General features: G+C 70.3%; 1 protein-coding gene. It reads right to left on the bottom strand.

Annotated features, from left to right (window positions below; translation table 11 throughout):
* A complete protein-coding gene (locus ACFWEE_RS13490; protein WP_386888779.1) occupies window positions 1-25,791 on the bottom strand; it encodes an anthrax toxin-like adenylyl cyclase domain-containing protein in 25,791 nt (8,596 codons plus the stop codon).
* Between the last annotated feature and the right edge of the window lie 202 nt (window positions 25,792-25,993).

Below are 25,993 nucleotides of genomic sequence, written 5' to 3' on the forward strand. Positions count from 1 at the left end.
TCACGACAGGGCTCCGTCGCCGCCGGTCCCGGGGTGGTTCCAGAAGAGGTCGGACTTGCGGTGGCTCCATTCCCGCAGGGTGTCCGCGGCTGCGTACACCTCGTCGAGGAGCACGGCCATCGCCGGATGGTGGGTACGCAGCCAGTCCGCGCCGATGTCGCTCCGCTCCTGCCCGGCGGAGACGGTCTCGTGCCATACCCCGAGATAGGTGTTGGAGGCGCGGGCGAAGTAGGCCTCGGCGTCGACGGGGCTGTACCCGTGCGGGTCGGGGTCCGGCCAGTCGTCGGAGAGCGAGCGCCTGCGGTTCTCGTACAGGGCGTCCACCCGGGCACGCTGTCCGTCGGTCAGACCGTACCGGTACACCAGCGCGGCCACTTCGCGGCCGAGACGGTTCAGCCGGTTACCGACGCCGGACGTGTCCGCGCCCTGGGTCATGGCCCGCAGCTCGTGTTCCGACAACGCGAGGACGGGAGGCCTGTCGCCGGTCGGGAGCAGACCCCAGGAGTGCTCACCGAGCTGCGGCTGCCCCGGCAGGTCATGGAACGTGGTGTACCTGGGGGCCACCACCACGGTGGTGCCCGTACGGTGGACGCGGGCGAGCACGTCGGGGCGGCCGAGCGTGGCACCGAGGAACCGGACCAGTGTGCCCCTTGCCTCCAGGGGGACGGTGATTCCGCCCGCCACCCGCGTCAGCGTCCGCATCGCGGTGAGTCCGGGGCTGTCCGCGGCGTCGAATTCCTCCGGCGAGCGTTCACGGACCCCCCGGGCGATCAGCTCGGCCCGGAGCGGCAGGGAGATCCGCCGGTCGAAGGGGGCGAGCGCGTCGTGTGCGGTCAGGACGTCGGCCGGGGAGAGAGCCGGACCGACGCCGTTGTCCTTGAGGAGCTGCTCCACCTGGGCCGTGAGGAAGGCGAGTTCGTCCGAGGTGAGCGGGGGAGGAGTCAGGACGCCGGGGATGCGCGGTCCGCCGAACGCCTCGTAGAGCCGGTCCAGGTGTTCGCGCGTCGCGCTGTCCAGCTCCAGTCCGAGAAGCTGTGCCGTGCCGTACTCTCCGACGAACTCCATCGGGTTGGAGGCCGCGTAACGGCTGACTCGTCCCGCTGCCCGGACGTCCTCCTCCCGTTCGAAGGAGGTCGCCTTCAGGTCGAAGGCCCTCGTGGGGGCCGTGTCCTCGTGGGTCACGTGCACGATCTCGTGGGTGATGAGCGCGAACGCGCGGTCGTGCAGACGGTCGCCGATGAGAAGCGGTGCCGAGTCGACGAATCCCCACGGTCGGTTACGGACGAGCAGATGGGTGAGGGTGATGTGGGAACCGGCCCAGGCGAGGCCTCCGGCTTCGACCACGGCGCTGTGCGCGGTCACCCTCACAGGGGCCGAGCCTTTCGTCGAACCTGACGTGTCGGCCGAGAGCCGACGGCCGTACTTGGGCAGGTGCACGTCCACGCGGGCCGGCACGGGAAAACCTGCGCCGGCGAGGGTACGCACCACCGACAGGACGGCCTCGCGCCCGGCCCGCGCGTACACGTCGGTGGCCGAGGCGTGGAAGGCCAACCGCACGCCCCGGCCCGTCATGACCTCGGTCGACATCGCGTCGTTGCCGTCCCGAGTGACGGCGCGGTCCGGGCGCGCGGCGAAGTTCGCGAGCTCCGGGTAGGAGTTGAGGACGGCCGGATGCAGCAGCACGCGGTCGGAGCCGGGATCGGGACCGTCCAGGACGACGCCGCCGAACTCCGGGTCGAGCGCGGTGTTGAGCATCATGCGCATCACACCCAGGTCCCACTCCCGGGCGCGGTGCACGGCGTCCGCGCCAAGGGTGCCGTCGGCCTCGCGGGGGTGCGCGACGAAGGAGGAGAAGACATGCCTCGCGTTGAGCGTCTCCGGGGGACCGGTGAAGGGCAGGCGCCTGACGTAGGGAGCGAGGCGCGCCGCCACCTGACGGTAGGTGGCCACGGGGTCCGACGTGGGTGCATGCGGAGGCATCACGGGCTGACCGGTGGCGACGCCGAGCCCGAAGAGGGGTGCCACCTGGTCCTCCCGGGGGCGGACCACTCCCTCCTCGACCGCCCGCGACCACGCGCGCGCCCAGTCGGGCAGCCGCGAGCGCAGACCGTCCGCGGCATCCAGGGCCGAGAGCAGCGCGTCCACACCCCGCGTCTCGTCGTGCCCCAGGTCGGCCCGGAGCGGGCCGCCGGCACCGGTCCACAGCTCTTCCTCGTACCGGGTCGCCCGTTCGGGGGAGGCCGTCCGCGACAGATCGACGGGCGGCCCGTAGACGCTCTCCAGCAGATCGGCGGTCGTGTCGTTGCGCCAGCGCCAGGCTTCGCCGTTGGGCCGTGCCTCCCCGGTCAGCGGGTCGCGGCCGAAGTTCATGCCGAAGTAGGCGTTGGTGGCCTGGACGAAATGGTTCTCGGCACCGCGCGACGCGTACGACTGCGATCCGGTCCCGTCGGGCCAGTCGTCCAGTTCCGTCAGATGGGCGAAGTCGTCCTCCACCAGGGTCCTCACCCTGTCGGGAAGGGCGTGGCGGTGGACGAGCCGGGCCAGCTCGCCCACCAGGGCGGCGTACCCGGCGGAGTGTCCGGTCTCTCCGGCCTCACCAGGCACTTCACCGGTCAGGTACTCCTCGGTGACCACCACTACGTCCCACCCGCCGGGCAGGACGACCGAGCGGACCAGTCCACGGCCCGCGCCGTCGTCCAGGCCCTCCAGCCCCGGCAACCGGGACGGGGCCACACCGCGCGGAACCACCTGCACCCGGGCCGCGCTCGCGGTCATCACTCGGCGCAGATCCGGGGCGGCGAACAGCCCGCCGAGCACATCGGCCAGTGCCCTTCGCACGGCAACCGGCCGCGCGACGCCTTCGGGCACGTGTGTCAGGGCTCCTACCGGGGTCACCCCGAGGTCCTGTGCGACAGCGAAGCGCTCCGCGGGGCCGGGCAGGAACGGCGACGCGGAAACCGGCGGTTCCTGGCCCGCGACCTCGTGCCGGCTGTCCTCCACCTCGGACAGTTCCTGCCCGGCCCACACGTACTCGTCAAACGTCCGCACCAGCCGCTCGGCGTCCGCGGGCTCCCGCTCCGCCTCGTGCAGCGCGGCCCGGGCCATGTCCAGTTTCCGCCGTGCGTCGGCGAGGGCCGTGTCCGCGCCGGAGTCGGAGAACTCCTCCGGGCCGACCGGTGCGGCGCCGGCGCCCGAGGTGGCGGGAGGCTCCTCCGGGACGACCCGCGTCGGTGCCGCGTCGTCGAAGACCTCGCCGGTGAGGTGGTGCCCTTGCCCGTGCTCCTCCGTCGGTCGCTCCTGCGACCGTTCCGGCTCTCGGGACCGGGCCCCGCCGGTGTCGTCTTTCGCCGCTTCGCTCCCGCGTCCTTGACCCGGGCGCTCCTGCCCCGGACCGTACGCGGCACGCCCGAAGTCTCTTCGGACCGTGTGCGATTCCCGGCCGCCCCCCGCGTCGGCCGGGCCGGGGTCCTGGACGGCCGGCGCCGACAGCGCGTCGGGCCGCGTCCGGGAGTCCGGCTCGTCGATGCGCACGGTGGTGCCCGGGGCCGGCGCCGGGAACGGAGCGCCGCCGGTCACCTCGTACCAGTGGCGCTCGGCCGCTGAGAGGACGAGGCCCGCCCGCACGTGGACGTCACGTGCCGCCCCGACGCGCCGCCGGTGGTCCGGGTCGGCGGAACCGCCGACGTCCCCCCTGGCCCGGTGCCGGGCCGCGTCCAGCTCCGCTCCGGCCCGCTCCAACCCCAGCCTGGCCTCGGTGAGTGCCGCACCCGCGTCGGTCGTCGCGTCCTCGTCCGGAAGACCGTCGTCCTCCCGGACGTGCGCGCGGCCCTTGCCCTTGTCGGCCGGCGCCGCGTCGGTGCCCCGGGCATCCTGCGGAGCGCCGGAGACGTACTCCGTGATGTGCGACGTCGGTACCGACAGGCCGACCGGCACGACACCCGGGACGCCCTCGGCCGTGTGGCCGTGATGGAAGGTGAACGTGAACTTCACATGCCCGTCGAAGTGTTCGAGCGGCATCGGTATCTTCGCGTTGGCGACGCCACGACCGCCGCTGACCTGGTCCGTGCGGATCCGGTGACGGAAGCCACCTCCGAAGGTCAGCCCCGCTCCGACCCTGCTCGCCGTGTCACTGGCCAGCGCTCCGAGCTGACCCACCATGAAGTACTGGTGCGAGCGCAGTGCCCGTCGGCCGTACTGCGTGAACTGCTCGGCGCCCCGGACCACGCTCGCCTTGGGCTCGGGTCGCGTGTGCGTCAGATCGAGCAGCTCGGCCCTGAGGGACACGTATGCCGTACGGCCGTTCACCCGGAACGATTCGCTGCGGATCTCACCGCCCCGCGTCAGGTGGGGAAGCGCGGCAGTCAGACGGTCTCTGGTGAATGCCGCCACCACCACGTCACCACGCCGTACGCCCGTACGCGTGGCCTTCGACCAGGCGCCGCCGAACACCGCGCGCCCCCCGGCCTCCAGCAGCGCGCGCAGTGAACCGACGTCCGGCAGATCCCGCACGAAGTGGTCGTCCGCCATCCCCTCGGTCCAGAGTGTCCGGGGAGCCAGCGGCACCGCCGCACCACCGTCCTCGTGCGCCGCGGGACCGGGCGCGAGGGGGGCGTCCTGTCCTGCCTCGGTCACCTCGGTGGCGTCAGCGCTCTTCACCAGTGTCCGGAAACCGACCCGGGCCTCGCCGACGGTGCGCGCCCGTACGCCGAAGACGCGCCTGCTCATGGAAGGCGATCCGTCCGCTCCCGCCGCGTCGAGCCGCGCTCGCGCGGACCGTCGGACCCGCTCGGTCTGGGCGCGCAGCGCGCCGTCCAGTTCCGACCGCGCCTCCTCCACGTGCAGCAGCAGGTCCTTGCCGGTGCGGATCGCACGGTCCAGCTCCTCCCGGTCCGCCGCCGGTCCGGTGTCCGCCGCCGGTCCGGTGTCCCCCTCCGGGCCGCCCGTAACCTGACGCCGTCGCCCGCCGTCGCCGTCGCCGTCGAAGAGCCTGGAGGCCAACTCCCGCACGTGGGGCCGGTGTTCCGCCAGCCGGTCCTCGGCATCGGCGAGCCGGTCGCGCAGCCGTCCGATGCGGGCCTGCTCCTCGCGGGTGCCCCTCGGCACCCGCGTGTCCACGCCCCGGCCGAACGGCCGCCAGCGGTCACGGACCTCCAGCCGTATCCGTGCCACCCCGTCGAAGACGCTGCCGGGCACCTTCGTCCGGGTGCTGGTGACCGCACGGACACCGGTGGAGGCGTGAGCGGTGTTCTCGACCTGCGTGGAGTGAGCCACCGTGCCCCCCGCGAAGATCTCGGCGGGCGCGGCCCCCACCGGGTCGGACGTGCCGACCACGGTGAGACTCTGTCCCGTCGACGTGGTCTGCGGCCCGCGCGTCGGCGGGTCGACGCGGCCGATGCCCGTGGTGTCCTGGACGGCCGAGTTGAAGTCGGACACCGTGGTGTTGGCGGTGTGGGTCATCTCCTGCACACTCGCCGTCAGAGCCAGTTCCCGGCCGTTCAGCCGGATCACCCAGGGCTGCCCCGCCATCATCGACCGCAGCCGGAGCTGGAACTCCGACCCGTGCAGACGCTCCAGCAGCTTGGCCCGTGCCACGTGCCAGTCGCCGATCGATCCGAACACCCGGGGACCGGTCTCGTCGAGCTGCCGGAGCACGTCCTCCACCAAGCGGTCGGCGCCCGCCCGCGGCGCCCCCGTCCTCCCTTCCACGCCCAGCGGGTACACGTCGAGGACGACGTTCTCCGCTCCGAGCCGCTGCGTCCGCGCGATCCGGTCCGGCATCCTGAAGCGCTGCTCCGGAGCCGTGGCGGTGAGGGCGTCGGCCGGAAGGTCACGCACCGGGAAGGCGAAGGTCCCGTTGCCCGTGACGGTGAAGACGGTACGTTCGGCGGCGGACCCCAGCGGATTACCGGAGAGTGCGACCGAGACGGTGTAGGTCACCGTGCCGTCGAACAGGGCCGCCGGTTCCACGGTCTTGGACTTCGACACGAGGCCGTCGCGTGCCTCGGTGTCGTCACTCCTCAGGGACTCCCGGTGGTGCGTGAGCGCCAGGATGGCAGAGACATGGGGCGCCCGCAGCCCGATGCGCTGCCACAGGGTGCTGCGTGTGCTCGTGTCCTTCTGTCCGCTCAGCGCTGCCGCGGACTCGGAGCCCTGCTCGAACTCGAACTTCTCCTCCACCCGCGTGAACCGGGTCGTCCGTGCGCGCGCCGAGGTGATTCGGACGTCCGCGGTCCAGGGACCGGTCCCGAAGACGCCTCCCCAGGAACCGCCGCCGGTGAGGCCTGCGGTGCGAGGCCGCAGGGCCACCGAATCGAAGAAGTGGCCGAGCTGGGACTCCAGCCGGGGCCAGTGCCCGCCGAGCCGTGCGGAGAGCCGTTGTCCCAGTTCCTCGACGACCCGGTCACCCGGCACGTCGAGGACGGCGTCACCGCTGCCGATCCGTCCCTCCTCGGTGACCCGAGCAGGGGGCCGGTACGGCAGGACCGGACCCGGGTCCGGCTGCGGGGATTCCGGCTGCGGGGATTCCGGCTGCGGGGACTCCGGCTCCGAGGATTCCGGCTGCAGGGACTCCGGCTCCGAGGATTCCGGCTGCGAGGACTCCGGCTCCGCGGGCTCCGGCTGCGGGGACTCCGGCTCCGACCGCACGGACCCGCTGCCGGACGCCGCCCGCGCCGGAGGGACCGGCGCCGGAGGGGTGAACACCTGCGGGCCGTCCTCGACGACCCCGAAGTCCCGCGTGGTGCTCCGGGGGACTGCCACGACGAAACGGACCTGCGTGCCGCCGTGCTGCGCCGCCGTCTCACCGTGGCGGCCGATGACCGCGTCGAGGCTCACCGTGGCGATGTAGCCGACCATCGGCTCGGGGTACTTGGTGTTCGACACCCCGGTGTGTCCGCCCGCGGTGCCGTCGACGGTGCGGTAGCGGTGCCCGATGCCGCCGCCGGGTGCGTGCAGGCCGGGTGTCACCCCGCCGGGCAGATCCGGTTGCACGCCGCCTTGGAGCCACTCGCCGTGCGTGAGGGCGGAACCGAGCCGGGCACCCAGCTCGCTCGTCACCTCGTTCAGCAGATTCAGCTCTGCCGCGTCCAGCACCCCCAGGTACTCCAACGACCGCAGCCGTCCGCTCAGGGCGAGCTGGGCCTGCGCGTGCCCCGGCGCGGGCAACTCGTTCGTACGGACGGTCGTTCCGCGGGTCAGCCGGGGCAGGTGGGCCGAGAGCTGCTCGCGGCTCGCCGAGGCGCGGACCAACGACCGGACGGTGGCCCAGTCGGAACCGAAGTACGCGCGACCGAGGCGGTCCAGCAGCTCTCCCGGTCCGGTCGACGGCCCCTCCCCGGGTGCCGCCTCCTCGCCGGACAGGACATCGAGGACGACGGAGTGCGTCGGCAGCCCGTCCCACAGGTGCGGCTCGGGTTGCCGGGCGGTGTCCCCGGCGACCAAGGCCGGCCCTGTCATGCGTCGGGGCCCGGGCGACCGGTCCGAGGCGGAGAAGGACCGCGGCAGCGGTACCGGTCGGGCCTCCGCCGCGTCCACCACGGCCTGAAACCCGATCCTCGCCCGGGCGCCCCCCTGGACGTCCGGCGGCAGAGGGGGCCCTGACGGGCCCAGCGGATCCGCGCGGTGGACGAAGCGGAGGACGGCCACACCGTCGAATACGGCGCCGGGCCCCTTCATCTTGAGCGCCGCACCGTTCTTGACGGACTCCTGGCCGGTCAGCATGCCGTCCCGGTCGTACTCGCCGTACACCGTTCCGCTGAGCGATGTCGGACCCGCGCCCAGGTCGGCGCTCATCACGTGTGTCGCCGCACGGTAGGTGCGGGTGGAGCCGTCCGCTGCGGTGAAGACGCGGGTGACGTCCGATCCGACGTTGAACTCCGTCTCGGACGTGTTGCGCACGTGCTCCATCGAGGAGATCTCCGCCCGTACCAGCAGGCTTCCGAGACCGTGACCGAGGTCCATCTCCAGTGGTTCGCCCGTCGTCAGGCCCTTCAGCCCGCGCTGGAGGACATCGAAGGAACCGAGGTGTTCGATCACCAGCGTGCGGACCGCGGGCCAGTCGTCGCCGAACAGCCGGCGTCCGTAGTGCGACAGCGACGAGAAGTCGTCCGGCGCGCCGAGCAGGGACCGGTGCAGCGTGCCCGACGTGCGTACGCCGTCGCTGTCCACGAGGAACACGTCCCGCACTGTGTCCATGCCGCTCAGCGCCAGGGTCTGCTCGATGCGGGACGGCGGCAGGTAGTGCTCGGAGAGAGGGGCGACCTCACCGGCGGCGACCGCCACGGGAACCGTCGTCGACAGTGAGGCGGGGGGCACACGCCCGCCGAAATCGAAGTCCAGCCGCACCTCGGTGCCGAACAGCAAGGCCGTCTCCGTGGTCGCCGCGCGGCTGAACAGCCGACCGCCGGAGGCGATGCCGTGCGACTCCGTACGGGACCGGTTCGTGGACAGGTACCCCGTCACATACGTGTCTTCTGCTGCCATCCCCTTCACCAGCAGGCCTGCGGTGGCGGCAGAACGCACCTCACGCTGGAAGCCGTCGCGGACAAAGGTCTCTCCGCCGTCCTCGAACTCGACGCCCTCGTAGGCGCCTTCCGCCTCGGCGTTCGTGACCCGGGCCCGCACCGGGACCTTCCCGGGATAGCCGCGCACATCCATGGTGAGCGTGCGGACCTCACCACGTGTCATCGCCGACAGCGCCGGCCAGATCCTCTCGCGAAGCTGCTGACTCCAGTCGGCCCGCAGCGCCTCACGGTCACCTTGGCCCAGCCCACCGTCCACATGGGCCACGAGAGCGTCGGCGAGGCCGTCGGCGGCGGCAGCCGACGGCAGAACCCGGTCGGCGCCGCCGATCTGGCCGTGCACCGTCATGCGGACCGGCGGCTGCGGCGGCGGCTCCACCACTCCGGCACCGCTCGGCGGTGTCCCGGCGTCGGGAACGTCCGGAAGAGGTTTGTCCGTCTCCGGGATGTCGGGCAGGGGTTTCCCGGTGGCCGGGACATCCGGCAGGGGCTTGTCCGCAAGAGCGTCCGCCGCCGCCACGGGTGACCCGGCGTCGGATGCCGTGTCATCGGGAGCCGGGGGGCTCGTGACCGGCGCCGGACCGGTGGTTGCGAGTGCGAGGTGCGTGTGGTGGGGCAGCATGCCTGCGAGGTCCCGGACGACCAGCCCGAGCGGCAGGGACGCCATCGGATCGCCGGCCCTCCGCGCATCGCCGGTCCGGGCCCAGGCCGACAAGTTGGATGGTGCAAGAAGTGTGAGGTAGGGTGAACCGGGTATTACGGCGCGGCCAACTGGATGTTGCTCGAAGGGCCGCCGCATCACTTGGGCCCACGTCGAGTGCTCGGCGTCCTCGACGAGTCGCATGGCGCCGATGTACCGCAGCAGGTGCGCCGTCAGGTCGGGAGACAGGACAAATCCCGAGGTGTTCAGAGCGGTGAGTGCCCGTCCGGACACCCTGATGCGAGCCGACACCGGCGGACCGTCCACCAGGTCGACGGCGAGGCTGAGTTCAAGGCCCTGGTGACGGACGGACCAGCTACCAGGTGCCACCATCCCCTGGTCGAAGCGGCCGAGGTGATGCACCGAGGTGCCCACCTCGGAGTACGCGTCGGCCATGTGTGAGGGCCGTCCGCGCGGGACCGGGGCCGGCACGCCGGGTGGGAGAACACCACCGCGTTCCAGAAGTGCGTGTACGACGGCCGCCGCCACGTCTTCGGCAGCCGCGACGAAAGCGGCGACCGCCTCGGGCCGCAGCACACCTCCCGATGGCCACCGGGCCGGCGGTGTGGGCGGGTTGAGCCAGGCGGTGCCTGGCAACACGAGGCGTCCCGTCCCGACGTGCCGCTGGTCGAATCCGGGTCGCGCCGTGTACGTCGGTGGTGAGCCGTCCGTGCCCACCAGGTCCGACCGGGTGGGGGTGCGGATCACCGCAGGGGCGGCGGCACGGACCACGGACCGCGGCGCATCGCTGTCGGGGGCCGTCCGTACGGGCGGCTCCTGGGTGCCGCCCCCCGAGGAGTCCCCGACCGTTCGAGGTCCTTCGGCGTGCCCTTCCACCGAGCTGGGAGCAGGGCCCGCCGAATCGGCCGGACCATGCCCGTCATCGGCTCCGCCGCCGTCGGGGTGTTCCGACGGGCCGTCGTCGTCCGGCCGTCCTGACGGGCCGTCGTCGTCCGGGCGCCCCGAAGGGCCGTCGCCGGGGTGTCCTGACGGGCCGTCGCCGGGACGCCCGGACGGGCCGTCGTCGCCGGGACGCCCGGACGGGCCGTCCAGTACGTCCGCCAGGGCGCGGGCCCGGTCGGGCAAGGTGATCCACCGTTGGAACGGGGGCAGCGTCCGGTGAGCCGCGAGGACTTGGGCGGCGTCCGGCCGCACGCCCGACCCCCGCTCGGCCAGAAGTCGCGTGACTTCCCCGGTCAGGAATTCCAGAGCGGCGTGCTGGGGAGCACGGTGGGGAGCCTCCCCGGCTCTCGCGGGCACCGGTCCGCCGAGTCCGACGTACATCTCGTGCAGGGCCGCGGTCGTCTCCGGTGAGCCGTAGGTGCGGCCCAGGACCAGCCCCAGCCCGTACTCCGCGACGAACTTCCCCGGGTCGACCGCCGCGTACGCGCTGACCCGGGCTGCCAGCGCCCGGACAGCAGGGTCGGTGAACCCGGAGTCCGACAGCTCCGTCCGCGGCACCGGAGCGTTCGCGTGGTGCAGCCAGCGCACGGCCTCGCGCAACACGTCCGCGAAGTTCGGGTCCTCCAGCAGATCCGCGACGCCGGCTCTGCCGGGCTCCGGCACGCGGACCACGGGGTACGAGCTGACGGCCAGGGGGGCCAGCGCCATCGCGTCCGGCGCGGAGAACTGGCCGCGCACATCGCTCTCGAACCCGCCGGCGAGGGCTTCCGAGGACACCCGCACCTGCCCCGAAGGGGAGTCCCGCACCACGTCGACCCGCCGGGTGTAGCGCGGTAGGTACACCTTCAGGCGCGAAGGAGTGTCGAAGCCGGCAGCGTGCAGGGTGGACACCACGTTCCTGACCAGGTCCAGGCGCGGTTGCGCCAGCGGGTCGTCTCCCCCGGAGCGCAGCACCTCCAACGTCACGCCCTCGTGCGCGATCTCCAGCCTGTTCACTTCGGCCGGCAGTGCCGGATCGGCTCCCCGCAGGTAGGTACCGATCTCCGGGTACGGGGCGGCCAGCTCAGGTGGCAGCGCGCGCAGATCCTCCGCCGTCAGGCCGGAGGAAAGGAACACCCCACCGCTCGTACGCGCGCTGTCCAGACGGCCCAGGAACGAGTCACGGCCGAGCCGAATGTCCTCGACCCCGTCGGGTCGGTGCGACGCGTCGACCGGGGTACGCGGAGCCGGCGGCTCCTGCGGGGCGACGGGGTGGCCCGCGTCATGCCGCACCTGCCCCTCCGGGTCGGACACGGCCGTGCCGGGCGCCGCTTCTCGACCGGCCGAAGCCGCTGCCCGACCGGCTTCGCGGGGACTCCCCGCGTCGGCGGGGAGCTGTGCGTTCCCGGTGACCGGCACAAGCGATTCCGGTTCGGCGGCCATGAGGGCTGAGAAGGCCGCATCGGCGAGCGAAGGGGGCTCGTCCACCGCGGCGGGCGACATGGGCGCGGGCTCCGCCGCGGGGAGGGGGTCGACGGTGGCGCGGAAGTCCTCCCAGAGACGTTCCTGCCGGTCCACGGCGGCGCGAGGGTTGGCGGACGCAACGGGGTCGTGGTCGGCGTCGCCGTAGACCTGGGTGAAAAGGTCGGCGAGTCCGGGGTCGTCGGCGCCGAGCCAGCGTGCTCCGTTGTTGCGGAGTTCGCCAGTGACCGCGTCGTGGCCGTGGTTCATGCCGAACCAGGCGTTGGTGGCCTGGGCGAAGTACTCGTGGACATCGGTGGAGGAGTAGTTGCCGGGACGGGTCCCGTCCGGCCAAGCGGCACCGGGAGTGTCGCGACGGGTGGCGAACAGGGCGGTGACCCGTGCCTGCTGCTGGGGCGTGAGGCCGTGGCGGTGGATGAGGTGGGCCAGTTCGTGCCCGGCACTGGAGTACCCGTCGGCGTACGCGACGTGACCGCTCACCCCGGGCCGTTCGCCCAGAAGGTTCTCCTCGGCGACGATCGCGATCGTGTGGCGGGTCCCGTCGGTAGTGACGTCGTGCACGGCGCCGCGTGGCGTGTTGCCGTCGACGGAGGACATGCCGGGCAGGGAGGCGGTTTCGGCTCCGCGGGGGAGGACGACGACGCGGGCGCCGGAGTCGGCCAGTCGTTGTCGCACGCCTGGTTCCCGGAGCATGCGCCCGAGAAGACCGGCGAGGGCGTTGCGCGCGGCTACGGGGCGTTCCACTTGCTCGGGGACGTCGATCAACGAGCGGGCGACGTCCACCGCCGGACCGTCCGGTGTCGCGTAGAAGTCGGGTTCGGGTACGTGCTCCCGGTGCGGCGGACCGTCCGGGACGCCGCCTTCCGGAGGGGCGTGGTGGCGGCGCTGACCACTGCCGCCAGCGAACTGCGGTACGTGTTGCGCGGGCTGGGATCCCTGCACGCCACTGTGGGTGTTGGCCAGCAGGTACGCGGCGTGGTTGCGAAGAGCCTCGACGGCGTCCTTGTGGACGAGTGAGCGTCTCGGAGCGTCGTACCAGTCGTCGATCTCCCGCATCAGATCCGTCAGATCCGGCCACAGGCCGGATTGCCGGTAGACGGCCACCTGCCGGTCGATCCCGAGCAGTTCCTGCGGGCGACGGGTGGAATCCCGGAACGCCTGGCCGGACCAGAGGTCCATCGTGACAGCCGGCACGAGAGCGGGGGAATTCGGCGCCAGCGCGCGCAGCAGTGTCCTGTTCTGCCGATAGAGCTTTCGCCACTGCTCGAACTCCGCGTCGCCGACGCGCCCTTCGGTCACCGCACCGGCGACTGCGGCCAGTCGTTTGTTCACTTCCTCGAGCGTGCCCCTGGCCGCCGTGGCCAGGCGTGCGGACTCGTCCCGGTCCAGGTGGAGATCGGCTCCCAGATGCGACAGAACCCCCCGGACGAGGTCCTCGGTCCTGCCGTGCGGGATCATCTCGAATCCCCATTCACGGTACGGCCCTGTGAGGTTCATCATCGAGGCGGACGACAGCATCTGGTCCAGCTGTCGCAACAGGGGATTGTTCGAGAACGCACGCAGTGTGCGCATCTGCTCCTGGGCGTGCTGCGTGCCCAGCCCGATCCGCCGGGACTCCTGGTCGTACGTGGAGCGGACGTTTTCTTCGAGCCTGTGGAAGTGGAATTGCAGCTCGTGGAGGTCTCGTACGGACGGAAAATGGCGCAGTTCGAAGACGGCCAGGGGAAGCGCCAGTCTCGCCCGTCCGTCAGGACCCTGATTCGTGTCGAACCGTTCGTGCACGGATCCGATGTACAGCTCTTCTTGCCTGACCCTCGGCGCCGGGTAGTCGTAGAGGAAGTCGTTGAGGTAGTCCCGGACGGTCTTCCCTCCCCGTTCGATACGGGTCGAGAGGGGGTTGGCGACGCCCTCGTTCGCGAACGACGCGAAGTGGCTGAAATGCTCGTATATTTCTCCCGCATTCCTTGCGAGGAAGTCCCGCGCGGCCGGGGTGAGGGCACGCCTGAGGAGCCAGGGGTGATGACGGGACGCCGCCGGAAGCAAGGACTTGTGCCAGCGTGCCGCCTTGTTTCCCTCGAACTGCACGATCGCGATCGCCTGGGTGAAGACTGCCAGGGTCATGGATTTCAGTGTCCTGATGTCCATGTCGTCGACGAAGGCCAGGGTGACGTCGGGAATTTCCAGGGCCCTGGACATGCCGTCCCGGTTCCTGAGGTAATCGGACGTCACCCTCCGGGCGAATCCGGCCGCTGCCTCGAGTCCGGCGAGCACGTCCGCGTGGTTCTTGACCGCCGAGGTGCTCTTGACGTACCCGGTGATGAAGTCGTAAACGCCCGACAGAGGAACTCCGACGGTGTACTGAGGGTCGAACTCGGGATCCAGTGCGTCGCTCGACCTCTCGAACCGCACTTTTTCGGGCAGACCGGCGACGGGGCGGTAACCTGCGCGCGCCGCCGCGCGCGTGAACCGTGTTCCCCTTTCCCTGGTACCCGGACCGATGATCCTTTCGAGCACCGCGAGAGAACGGAACACGTCACTCTTCTTGACACGGCTGTCGGGCGTCGCTTCCCCGGGCAGCACCGCCATGGGTTCGGTGACGACTTCCAGAATCGCGGTTCCGTTTTCCGACGTTCGTTCCGCGGTGAGGTTGAGGACGCCGTCCGAAGCCAGCAGCAGACCGTGCTCCAGCTCCTCCCTGCTGCGACGAGACAGACGCAGCTCGACGTTGACCCGCTCGATCTCGATGCCTATGCCGCGGTATTCATTGCTGGTGGGCAGGTCGGTGAGGGCGAGGACCGAGCGCGAGCCGATGAAGGTGGGCAGGCTCCGCGGCACAGGAACCGCCCTGCCGAAGCGGTCGATGATCACCGCACGGACAAAGGGCGCGGCGTCCTCGTGGGGGGCGGGGCGCAGCCCTTCCTCGTGCTGGAGATCGAGCCACTGGATTCCGTCGTTCCGGTGGTACAGGGCGTAGGCATGACCGAAGCCGTGCTGCCGCTGCTGGAGGATGAGGGCCGATGTGCCGGGACCGAGCTTCTCGACCGCGCCGGTGAGGTCGTTCCACGACGACACGGTGTGCCACCCGGGACCGTGTGCCAGTCGCTGTTCGGTGCTGCGGGTACCCAGCACCGAATCGTCCTGTGCGCGGGCGGCTCGGATGCCGCTGCCGTATGCCGGCCGGTCGAGGGCGTGATGGAGGTCGGCGCGCGGGTACAACTCCCGTGACAGGGACTCCAGCAGAGTCACGCAGGTGACGACGGGTTCTTCGTCGGCGAGGAGATGGGACTTCTCCTCGCCGGGGCGGATGATCGTCCTGCCCGCCTGCTCGGCCACGGCCCGGAGGACCACCGTACGCAGATCCCCGTCGGTGAGGGGGTGCACGACGTGGTGGGGCGGCGCCGGGTCGTGCGCCGTGACCGGACCGGCAGCACGGGGCGTGCCCGGCTCTTCCGCCGCGACCGCGTTCACCGGCATATCGTCGGGAAGCGTGCCGGTCCGGCGCGGCCAGGATTCCGGTCGGCTGACCGGGAGGGCCGAGGGCGCCGTGTCGTCCAGGCCGGGAGAGTGGGCGTCGGAGGCAGGCTCGATGCTCTGTGCCCGGTCTTCGGTCCGTGAGGTGGGGTCGATGGTGCTGCGGAAGTCCTCCCACCGGCGGTCGTGCAGGGCGACGGTGTCGAGAGGGTTGGCGGGCGGGAGCGGGTCGTGGTCCGGGTCGCCGTACAGGGGGGTGAGGACGTCGGTGAGCCGGGGGTCGTTGGCGCGGAGCCATCCGGCTCCGTTGTTGCGCTGTTCTCCGGTGGTGGTGTCGGTTCCGTGGTTGGCGCCGAAGTAGGTGACGGTGGCTTGGGCGAAGTACTCGTCGACGCTGGTGGAGGAGTAGTTGCCGGGGAGGGTGCCGTCGGGCCAGGGGGCGTCGGCCGCCGCGCGCCTGTCGGTGTAGAGGGCGGTGATGTGTTCTTGCTGTTCGGGGGTGAGGCCGTGGCGGAAGACGACGTGGGCGAGTTCGTGGAGGGCGCTGGAGTAGCCGTCGGGGTAGGCGATGTGTCCGGTGACCGCGGGGGGTTCGCCGAGGAGGTTCTCCTCCGCGACGACGGCTGTGGGGATGTCGGTGCCGTCGTCCGTCCGACGGTAGTGGACGAGGCCCCGTGGCTGGTCGTCGCCGAGTGAGGTCGAGCCGGTGAGTTCGGTGGTTCGGGTGTTCCGGGGCAGCACGGTCACCCGGGCGCCGGAGGCGAGGAGCCGTTGCTGCACGTCGGGGTCGTGGAGTACGCGGACCAGGAGGCGGGTGAGGGTGTTGCGTGCGGCGACGGGGCGTTCCACGGCGTCGGGTACGTCGATGAGGCTTCGAGCGAGGTCGGCTGCGGGGCCGTCGGGTATCGAGTAGACGTCGGGTTCGGGCTGGGCGGTGCCGAGCGGCCGGGTCTCCGGTCCCGCACCGGTCGGTGGGGCGTAATAACGGGTACGTGAGTTGCCGTCGTCGTGGGGTGTCCGGTGCGAGGGGCCCGGCTGCGCCTGCCCGGCACTGTTCGTACCCGCGAGGAGATGAGCCGCCCGGTCACGCAAGGAGTCGATCCACGCGCCGTAGGTGCGCGTGGAATTTCCCGTGGCGTACCAGTTGCCGAGCGCTTGGAGCAGACCGACCAGATGGGGGACCTGGCCGGTCTGCCGGTACGCGGCGACGCGCTGGTCGATGGGGAGCAGCTCGGCGTGGCGCGACCCCGCCTGCGAGCGTGCGTGGTCGTACCAGGTCGAGATCATGTCGGTCGAGGCGAGCGCCGGAGACTGCGGGGCGAGCAGCGCCAGCAGCGCATGGTTCTGTTGGTACAGGGTGCGCCAGTCCCCGAACACGCCCGACCTGCCGCCCTCGTGCACCATCGCGACCGCGAACGTGACCAGTTGGTGGTGCAGCGTTTCCAGGGTGGTCACCGCCGAGGACGCCAACCGTCCGGCTTCGGTCTGGTCGACCCGGAGATCCACACCGAGGCGCAGCATGACGCCCTTGACGAGATCGCTGGTCCTGTCGTGACCGATGAGTTCCGCACCCGTCTTGCGCAGAGGGTTCTGCAGACTCAGGATCGCGGCGGACGCCAGCATCCGGTTCACGTGCTGAATCCAGGGGTCGTTCGACAGGCTCAGCAACGTCTGCCACTGCTGCTGGTGGTCCTGCTGCCCCAGACGGCTCCTGCGGAGTTCCTGGTCGTAGCTGTGCCGCACCGCGCCCTCGACCCGTTCGTAGGCGTGACGCAGGGCCACGAGATCCCGCGGCGCGTGAAAGTTCCTGAGTTCGAACAGGGCGAGTTCGAGCGCCAGCCTCGGCCGCCCGTCGGGGCCAGGATTGGTGTCGAACCGGTCGTGTACCGCGCCTATTGCCCATTCCTTCTGCCTGACCGTGGGGGCAGGGCGGTCGAACAGGAAGTCGTCGAGGTAGTCGCGGACATGGAGATCCTGGCCGCGGTCGTCTTCAGCCACCCAAGCCCGGAGCGGGTCGGGGAGTCCCTCGTTCGCGTGCAGGGCGAACTGCTGGAAATGGTAATAGACGAAATCTGCGTTCGCCGAGAGCCAGTTCCTGGCCGATTGGCTGAGGGCCTTTCTCAGCTGCCACGCATCGTGACGGGATGCGACTGCCAGGAACTTCTTGCCCCAGGTCGCCTGTTCATTGGTCGATCCGTGGCGCTGCACCATCGCGATGGCATGGGAGAAGACCACCAGAGACATCGATTTCAGGATCCTGATGTCCATGTCGTCCAGAAAGGACAGTGCGACTTCAGGATTCTCCAGCGATCCGGGCGCGTTGCTGCGCGCAGCCAGGTATGCAGAGGCGACTTGACGGGAGACTCCGGCAGCCGCATCGAGACCGGGAAGTATCTCTTCGAAGATGGTGGTCCTGGAATTGCGCTTGGCGAATCCCAGGATGAAGTCGTAGATGCCGGACAGAGGTATTCCGACTGTGTACTGCACACCGTACTCGATGGGACTCGGATGGATTGTTCTGCGGAAGTGCAGGTCCTCCGTACTGTGTTCGGGGCGGAACCCGATCCCCGACATCGTCCGCACGAACGATGTGTCGGCGTTCCTGGTTCCCGGGCCGATCACTCTCTCAAGTACTTCGAGTGAGCGAAATACGTTCTCCTTGTTGACCCGGGATTCCGGTGTCGACTGTTCCTCCTGGAGCGCCGCCATGGGACGGCTGACGATCTCGAGAAATGGCGAACTGTCGTGCGTGACGTGCTCGGTCGTGAGAACGACGCTGCCGTCCGTCCCGATGGCCCTGCCGTGGCCCACCCGATCCACGCTGATGGTGGACGCCAGGTGCACGTTGGGCCGCTCGACCTCGATGCCGATGCCCCGGTAGGTGCGATGGGTGGGCAGGTCGGTCATGGCGAGGGGGGAGCGCGATCCGGTGAAGGTCGGCAGGCCCCGGGGCACGGGTACGACCTTTCCGAACCGGTCGACGATCACGGCCCGCACATGTGGTGCGGCTCCGGAAGCGGGGGCGGGGCGGAGACCGTTGCCGTGCTGCAGGTCGAGATACTGGACACCCGAGCTGTGGTGGTAGAGGGCGAAGGCATGGCCGTGTCCGTGCCCGCGTTGCTGGAGGATGAACGCGGAGGTACCGGGCCCGACCTTCGTCACTGCCGTGACGAGATCGGGCCACGACGTGACGGTGCGCCATCCGGGACCAGGGGCCAGGAGCTGCTCGGTGTCGTTCGTGCCGAGGAACGAGTCGTCGAGGGCACGGGCCGGACGGACGGCGTGGACATGGACCGGCCGGTCGAGGAACCGGTCGAGGCCGGTACGGGGATAGAGGTTCCGGGCCAGGGATCCCAGCAGTGTCACGCAGTCGAGAAGAGACTGCCCCTCGGGGGAGAGGACGGACTGTTCGTCATGGGGACGAATGACCGTCCGGTTCAGCAGGTCGGTCGTGGCCGAGAACGCGATGTCGCGCAGCTGATCGAGGGACATCGGGTGCGTGGGGACCGCGCGGCCGTCTTCGGTCGGTGAGGTGGGGTCGACGGTGGTGCGGAAGCCTTCCCTCGGGCGGTCCTGCGGGGTGGCCGAGTCGCGGGTGCCGGTGTCCGCCGACCGGGTGTGGGCCCCGTCGTCGCCTCCCCGCTCCGTTTTCCCGGTGCCGCCGGACGGACCGGCGTCGCCGCCGTCGGGGGCGTCCTGCCGACCCGCACCACGCATCCCCGCTGCCGGCCGTCCGGCAGCGAACTGACGGGCAAGCATGTGCGCGCCGGCTTCGTCCCCGTCGTCCAGGGCGGTGGCAACCTGGCGCACGATCTGCTCAAGGGCCGCCCGCTGCGTTCTGGCAGGCGCATCCGTGCCGATCACCGGCTCGAAACGGACCCCGGCGGACTGCAGCACCGTCGTGGCACGCACCGTGTTCCCGGACTGCCCCGCCTCACCCCCGTCAGAAGGGACCGACGCCAGAGAATTCTTCCGGGAGTAGTTGGGGGCGAAGGACGGCCTGCGGCCGTCGGGGTAGAAGGTGACGACCGCTTCGACTTGGTTGATCACCGGCTCGGTGATCTTCTCGAAGATCCGGTGGTCCGCGGCCTTTTCGGGTTTCCAGTACACGGCTGGGCCGTGCAGGACGGGACTCACCTCCGTCATGATGTGTTCGACAGTGGCTTTGTAGGTTGCCGGCGTCAGCGACGAGCCACGAGTAGGCGTGTAGATGTCGAACAAGTCGACGTCGGCTGCCATGACACGCAGCTCACCGTTCTCCGTGTACCCGTGGACGATGCCGCCGATCACCGGGTACACGTCTGCCAGCCTGGCCATGTCCGCGGCGTAGGAGTGGAACGCGTCGATGCGGCTGTCATGCTGCTGACGTATGGCTTCCTGTTCCTCGGGACCGTAGCGTTCAATATCTGGGGGAATTTTCGACTCGAAGTACGGGACCTTCCCGAGGTCGTCCTCGGTGAATTCCGGGTTCAGGATCAGGTCGATCTCGCTGAGCGACTTCGACTTGATGTCCATCGGCTTGCCCACTGCACCGGAATCGAGCAAACGTGTGGCATGTTTGTTCACCGCGCGGGTCACGATGAAAAGACTGTTCTCGCGACTGATCCGCTGAAGTCTCTCGGAACTGCGTGCCGGGATTCCGCCGATGCTTCCGGGCGGTGTCGCATCAGGATTCCATCCGTCCAGGGCACCCTCGAAACCGCTACCCGTGGGAGATTCCGCGAGCTCGCTTCCGGTGGTCGGCGGCCCGGCAACCGCGGCCTCCGATACCAGCTCGTGCGGCGCTGTCTGCTGTTCCCTCACGAAAGCGGCAGCGCGCTCCCGTGCAGTGAACTGGTCGCGCCAAGGGCGCGGAGTGAGATCCGGGTCGGTCTCGGAGACGAGTCCGGAGTCGGCACGAGTGGCCGTGCCCGACGGGCCCGCGGTGGGCTGCAGCTCCGGTGCGGGCTCGTCGGCGTCGGGGCCGTGCGAGGTCCGGGCGCCGCCGCCCAGGCCGTTCTGTTGGGAACGGGGGAGGTCGAACGCCTCCCGGACGGCGGTGGCGTGGGCGTAGGCGGCGTCGGTGGCGGAGGCAGGGTCGTCGGCGAGGGCGGGGTCGGCCAGGATGACGGCGGCGTCGGTGAGAACGGAGTAGGCGGCGGGATCGAGGTCGGCCAGAGCGCCGTCCAGGCTCAGGGGCATGTCGATCACCGCGCCGACGACCGCGGAAGCACGGAAGACGATGGCCTGGTACTTGTCCTCACCCAAGTCCTCACGCAGCTGAGTGAGGAGCGTGTCCGCCTCCGCCGGCGGCAGCAGTCTGACCGGGATCTCGGGTGCGGTCGCCCGGCCCTTGCCCTTGTCGACGGCGGGAAGGGGCTCCGCGTCCGGGGCATGAGCGTCCGAGGCCTGCGCATCGTCGCGCAGCCGCCGTCGTTCCTCCGGGACGTCGTGGAAGGGGCTCGTGTCCGGCGAGGCTCCGGGCACGTCGAGCACGGTCTCCGGCCGGGCCTCGCCGGTGACGGTGAGCGGGGGCGCGCCGGTGTAGGTGGCGACGGCCAGGTCCTGGATCAGGACGGTCGAGGGGTCCAGGACGGCGACGTTCTGGTCCGGACCCACCATCGTGTGCGCGAGCAGTCCGGTCGAGGGTCCCGGCTGCTGGAGGTTCGCCGCACGGAAGGTGTCCTCGGCGGTGTCCGGAGTGGTGGAGAAGGCCACGAACGCGGTCGCGTCGATGTCGTCGTGCCGGGGGAACGGGTCCGCGCCCGTCGGGAGGATGACGACGGGCTCGTCCGCGTAATCGGTCTTCGGTGCTTCGATCCGCTGCACGCGATGGACGTTCAGCCCCCCGTTCAGCAGCTTCGTCACGAGCTCGGCCACCTGGGGACGGACCGTGCCGGCATCGATCTGTCCGTTGCTGATGTAGACGGTTCCGCCGTCGGCGGTCCGGAAGCGGTGGAAGCCCCTTTCGTCGAGCATCGGCTGCTTCATGCCATCGAGCAGCACGTCCCGGTGTACCGGCGCGGCGGTGACCGGATCGGGGGTGACCGGCGCGGCGGCGACCGGCGCGGCGGTGACCGGATCGGGGGCGAGGACGGCGGTGGGAACTCCCGCCGGACGGCTCGACGGGACGATGGGCGGCGGCAGCTTGTCGAGCGATCGCCACGTGCCGTAGGTGACTCCCAAGTGCCAGGAGAGCAGTTGGGCGGCCTGCCGGCCTTCGAACAGATACTCCGCTCCGATCAAATGCTCGAACGACAGGAGAAGATCTTGCATCTCCGTCGCGACGGCCTCGGGCCGGTCGGCCCCCGAGGGGCGCTGGTGATCCACCAGGACGCGGAGCTCCGCCCACTGTCGTGCGGTGTTGATCTCCTCCTCGGTGCTGCGAGTCGGCCGCCGATCGATGTCGGCCAAGGCGGCTCGGTGCTGCTCGGACAGCTGAGTCATCGGCTCCGGCGCCTCGCTCCAGGACCGGTCCGTGTCCGCCCGCATGGCCTTCATGAAGGTCTCGGGATCGTGGGAGCCGGACTTGAAGAGAGCCGCCGACACGGAGAAGGCCGACGAGGCTCCGACGAGTTCGCTGACGGTGCCGCTGCCGAGGACCCTTGAGAGGAACCCCTCGGCGAAACTCGTGGCTCTGAGGGAGAACTGCCCGTGCGGTGCCATCAGGTTGTCGATCGCGTAGTGGTAGCCCGCCCGCAGCTGGGAAGCGCTGACCGAAAAGGTCCTGAGAACTTCGACATCGGGATCCTTGATGCGGTCAGGATGCTCGAAGAACAGTCCACCGGGCCTTTTCTCCCAGAAGAAAGTGCCCGGGGCCGCGGGTTCTGCTCCGAAGCGGAAGCCGATCGGAAGGGTGCGCCCCGGAAGCCGCAGGGCGATTGCCGGCTCTCCGTCGGGACCGGCCATGACGATGACCTCGGCCTCGGCCTCGGCTGCGGCTGGGTCGGCGGCGTCGGAAGTGAAGGACCGCAGAGGTTCCAGCAACTGCTCGGCCGTGGACCGCAGGTCCGCCTGATGGTGACGGGCGGTGCCGTATCTGACGCCCAGGTCGTCGATGAGGTAGTTCGCGGCGACCTCACCGTGCAGGTGGTAGGTCTCGGCGGCCATGGTGGCGAAGTCCGCCAGCATGTCCAGTTGCCGCTGCTGGACGGTGGTGGGCTCGTCCCCCCGCACCGTCGGACGCTGGTGCGCGAGGAACACCCGGTGAACCGCCCAGGTGATCGCTTCGTTGTTCTCCTGGCTGTCCAGCCACCGCAGGGCTCTTCCCACGTGGTTCTGGTCCGCCTCGGTGAGGTGCAGGATCCTCGGCTTGTCGGCCCAGCTCCGGTGGGTGCCCGCACGTACGTGTTCGATCAAGGCGTTGGGCGAATGGACGCCGAGCGCGGCGGGCGCGGTGTTCGTCGTGGCGTGCATGAAATCCTGGGCGAACACGACACAGTTGTACGTGGCGAGGTTGTAGCCGGTACTGGCCTTCTGCTCCGCGTATCGGTATCCCGCCTCGAGCTGATCCGCGTTGATCCTGTAGGACGAGAGGATCTCGGCGCTCGGGTCGTAGAAGGCGTCCTTGGCCTCCGGGGTGACACCTCCCCGGGCCTTCCCGTTCAGCAGGCTCAGGTGGTTCACCTGCTCGACCACGCGGAAGCCCAGGGTGACCGGTTCGGTGCGGCCCGGCAGGAGAACGGCGACGAACGCGTGCCCGGTACCCGCCGTCCGGATCATCTCGACGAAGCCGTTGGCTCCGGGGTACGACATCAGGACGACTTCGATGTTCTCGGCCGTCCGGTCGGTGGCGTGCTCGATGTACGAGCGGATGGGCTCCATCGCCGCCCTGGACCATGCGGGCAGTGTCGTGTCCGGTTCGGTGGCGTGCACCGCCGCCTGCGGGCGGAGGTTCCCGGTGTGTTCCGTGATGACTTCGATGTCGTCGGCGTAGTCGGTCTCGTCGGTGACCTCGGCCTCTTCGGTGACCTCGGCCTCTTCGGTGACTTCGACGACCTCGCCGGCTTCGGTGATCTCGGTGACCCCGGCGTCCTCGGTGACGTCGGTGACCTCGATGTCCTCGGTGACCTCCCTCGGCATCCGCTCGACGGTGCGGCTGGGGCCGGCCTGTGTCTCCGTGGGTGGGTGAGGGGTGTTGTTGTGACGGTCGGGGTCGGTTCCTCCGGGGAGGCCCTGGGTACGGCGTGTGTGGTAGGTGGTGGCGAGGGTGTCCGAGAGGGAGGCGGTGGCTTCCTCGCCGTGGGTGAGCATGCGGTGCGTGAGGAGCGTGACGAAGGCATCGAGCAGTTCGCTGCGTTGGGCGGCGCGTGGGTCGTCGGTGTCGAGGAATCCGGTGTGGTCTGCGGAGAGTTGGATGATGGCGCGGCGTTCGGCCTGGGCGCGATGTTGTGCCGAGACGTTACGGAGATAGCTGTGGGCCGCGTCGAGCGCGGCGAGGTGGTCGTCCTGGAGCCGGGTGAGGGTGGGGTGGTTGTCGCTCGGTGTGGGGGTGGTGGGAGTGGTGGGGAGGGTGGCGCCGGCGGTGTGTGCGTGACGGAGGGCGTCCTGGAGCGCTTGGGGGGTGCCGCGCAGGATGGTGTGGGCGATGATCGCGGCGTGCTGGTCGGTGGTGGCCAGGGCGGTGAAGTCGTCGGAGTGCTGGATGAACCGGGTGATCAGGTGGTCGGTGTGGGCCGGTGATCCACCGAGGTGGGTGTAGGCGTCGGTGATCGCGGAGAGCAGGGTGGGGGGCAGTCCCTGGCCGGCGGGGGTTTTGCTCCACAGCCGCTGGAACGCGCCGAGGGCGTCGGGGACTTCGTGGGGTTCGTGCGGGAGGTGGGTGGGGGTGTCCTGCGCGGGCTGGTGGAGGGTGGGGGTGTCCTGCGCGGGCTGGTGGAGGGTGGTGGGTTCCTGGGGCTGGTGCGGGGACGGGGCCGTCTGGACGTCCGGCGTTGCCTCGACGGGTTCCTGGTCGGTGGTTCCGGGGCTGGAGGAGACGGTGGGCAGGTGTGCCGGTGCGGGGGAGGCGGTCTGCTGCTCGCGGGGCTGAGGGCGTGCCTGCTCCGCACTGTCGGTCCTGGTGCTGATGCCGGCGGGATTGTCCGTGCTGGTGGTGGTGAGGCCACCAGCCGGGGTGACGGTGGAGGGGTTCTGGGCGGGGGCGGGACGGCCGGCGGGTCCCGCGCCCGGGCTCGTGGTGGTGCCCGCGCTTGTGGTGGTGCCCGGGCCTCTGCCGGTCCCCGGGCCTGTGGTGGTGCCCGCGCTCGTGGTGGTCCCCGGGCCTGTGGTGGTGCCCGCGCTCGTGGTGGGCAGGGGGGTGGCGGTGGGTTGCGGCTGCCCGGGGCCGGGGGCTGCCCCGGCCGCCAGGGGGGTGCCGGTGCCGGGAAAGGACGTGGCGAAGGAAGGCACGTCGGTCGTGGGGATGGTGAACGCGGGTGTGGTGACCGGGCCGGTGGCGGGGGTGTCGAAGACGGGTGGGGGTGCGTGGAGGTCGAGGTCGGTTCCGGCCAGACTGGTCTCGCCGACGGTCGGGTACTGGGTGTAGAGCGGGGGAACGGTCGCCAGGTCCGTGGGTGCCTGGGTGTTGAACCCGGCCGGCAGCAGCAGTTGGGGCAGTTTCATGCCCAGGTGGACGGAGCCCTTGAGAGCGCTGTGGACACCGGCCAGGACGGGATGTTTGGCCCGGCCGATCATCTCGCCGCCCAGGGCGCCGACAGTGGTCTCCTTCGTGGTGGAGAACTTGCCCTGCTCGATGTAGTTGACGATGCCCTCGGACAGGTTTTGCCCGCCCATGCTGAAGCCGATGTCGACCGCCTCGCGCGCGGGGCGTTCCTTCCACACCGACGGCATCACGTCGGCGATGTCGTGGGAGAGCGCCGTGCGCAGGGGAGCATAGGGGGCGCCGAGTCTGTCCAGCGGACCGAGACTGTCGTGAAGGGCGTCGGCCAGCGCCCGCTTGTCGCGGTTGCCGAGGAACGCCGTGGCCCAGTCGGCGCCCATCCGCCGGGCCGAGTCCCCGCCCAGCCGGGGAGCGAAGGCTCGCTCGAACTGGTCGGCCACCGACGTGACGAAGGCCTGTTGGGCTCTGCGGGAGACCACGTCGTGGGACATGCTCACCCGTACCGGCACCGTCAGCTGGGCGATGGCCGGCCCGAACCAGCCCCCCAGATCCGCCAGTTCCTTGTCCAGCGGCAGATCGGGCACCCCACCAGCGCTCTTGGGCCCGGGCGCCCCCGCCTTCACCACGTCCGAGGAAGCGGACCTGGTCGGGGCGGAGGTCGCCGCCGGAGTCTTGAGAGCGTTCTCGATCGACTCGCGGATCGACTTCCCCGCGGTGAGGTGGAAACCCTTGGAGATCAGCTTCTTCAACGGACCCGTCACCAGCGGCAGGCCCGCACCGACCGCACCCTGCAACGCACCGGAGAGCACCGAACTGTGACGGTAGTCCGAACTGTAGTTGGTGTGCTCACCCTTCAACGCCAGAATCCACTGCGCCAACCCGTCCAGCGCCGACATCAACGCCACGTTGGTCACCACGCTCATCGCCGCGTGCGTGAGGAACTTCCGCAGCGTGGTCCCGAACAAGAACTCGAAGATGTCCAGCAGGATGCCCTGCTCGATCGCCGCCCCGATCGGGTTCCACTCCCACATGATCAGCGTGATCGCCCACTCCACCAGGAACGCCAGCACCTGAAGAACGATCATCAAGTTCGTGTAGTCCAGCTGGTACGCGAACTCCCCCGCACCCTCCGCGATCTGCGCGGCCGTATCCCGCAACCCCGAAACGTAATCCGCACCCTCCCCCGACAGGAAGGTCCGCATCGCATCCACATAGGCCTGCGGCCACTCACCACTCGCACCCGCCGCCGTCCCACCAGCGACCTGCGCGACCAACTCCTCGAAGTCACCAAAGAACGACACCAGCTCCCGATGCGGCTGCTCCACCTCGTCCCGCACACGCTGTGCCGACCCCAACGGC

The sequence above is a fragment of the Streptomyces sp. NPDC060184 genome (assembly GCF_042728795.1).
Taxonomy (GTDB): domain Bacteria; phylum Actinomycetota; class Actinomycetes; order Streptomycetales; family Streptomycetaceae; genus Streptomyces.